Raw genomic sequence first — 1,241 nt, forward strand, 5'->3', positions numbered from 1 at the left:
GGGAATGTCGAAAACAAAATCAACTTCCGCGCTTCCCGCATCTTCCTTTTCCTGTTCGCCAAACAGTCCGTCTTTGATGGCTGGAAATTCCTCCGGCGGGTCACCGGAAACCGAAAGATCGTGCAACGATTGTTGCGCGTCATGGATGACGCTCCACAACTCGATGCCATCCTCAGCACCATGCACGGCACTATACATCAAGCCCTCATGCAACTGGCAACTGACTATGCGCTTGGTAGGAAACGATAATTTGATCGGCTGCGTTGCTGCCCACTCAAAGTCGTTAGACCAGATTATGCTCCAGCCATTGCGCAATTGAACGGCAGAAAAAGGGCTTTCATTCGCCTCATCAGCTTCGCCAGTGTCTTTGAAGTCCAAAGCCTCCAGCAAAGCGGCTTTTTCGACGGACTCAAAAGCTAACCATGAGATTCTAAAGCCCACGATCCTACTCCTTCAAAATCACGCAGCCGCCGCCGTCAAATTCAAGAACACATCTTCCAGATCCGGGTCGCGGGTCACCACGTCGACGATCGCCAGCCCGCTCGCCTGCACGGCGCTCAGTACCTGGCCCGCATTGGCGCGGTCCTTGAGGTAGGTGATGGTCAGCGTGCGCTCGCCCGTCAGTTCGATCTTTTCAAAGCAGGGGGCATCCGGCACCATGGTCACGTCGCGGTCGACCGTCACCTGCACCACCTTTTCCTGCGCCATCGCCAGCAATTCGCGGGTGGGCTTGTCGGTGATCAGCTGGCCATGGTTGATGATGCCGATGCGGTCGCACAGTTGCTCGGCTTCTTCGAGATAATGGGTCGTCAGCACGATCGTCACGCCCAGGGCGTTGAGTTCACGCACATATTCCCACAATTGCTGGCGCAATTGCACGTCAACGCCTGCGGTCGGTTCGTCCAGCACCAGGATCGGCGGGCTATGCACCATCGCCTTGGCCACCAGCAGGCGGCGTTTCATGCCGCCCGACAGCGTGCGGGCATAGGCGGTGGCCTTGTCCTCCAGATGGACGGCGCGCAGCAATTCCATCGACCGGCGCTTGTCCTTGGGCACGCCATAGAAGCCCGCCTGATTCTCCAGCGTTTCGAACGGCGTGAAGAAGGGATCGAACACGATTTCCTGCGGCACGATGCCGATGCTGTTCTTTGCATTGCGCGGATTGGCGTCGATGTCGAAGCCCCAGATGCTGACCGACCCTGATGTCTTGTTCACCATCCCGGCCAATATGTTGATCGTGG

Annotated in this window: 2 protein-coding genes; both read right to left on the reverse strand. The window is 57.4% G+C overall.

All coding sequences use genetic code 11. The annotated features are described in order from the left end of the window. Positions 1-441: hypothetical protein (locus IL54_RS25045; protein WP_076605588.1), on the reverse strand; the 441-nt coding region annotated here is incomplete at its 3' end. Positions 442-459: 18 nt separating this feature from the next. Beyond that, a partial coding sequence (locus tag IL54_RS17500; protein WP_037479101.1) for an ABC transporter ATP-binding protein occupies positions 460-1,241 on the reverse strand: 782 nt, incomplete at its 5' end.

This window comes from Sphingobium sp. ba1 (assembly GCF_000743655.1).
Taxonomy (GTDB): domain Bacteria; phylum Pseudomonadota; class Alphaproteobacteria; order Sphingomonadales; family Sphingomonadaceae; genus Sphingobium.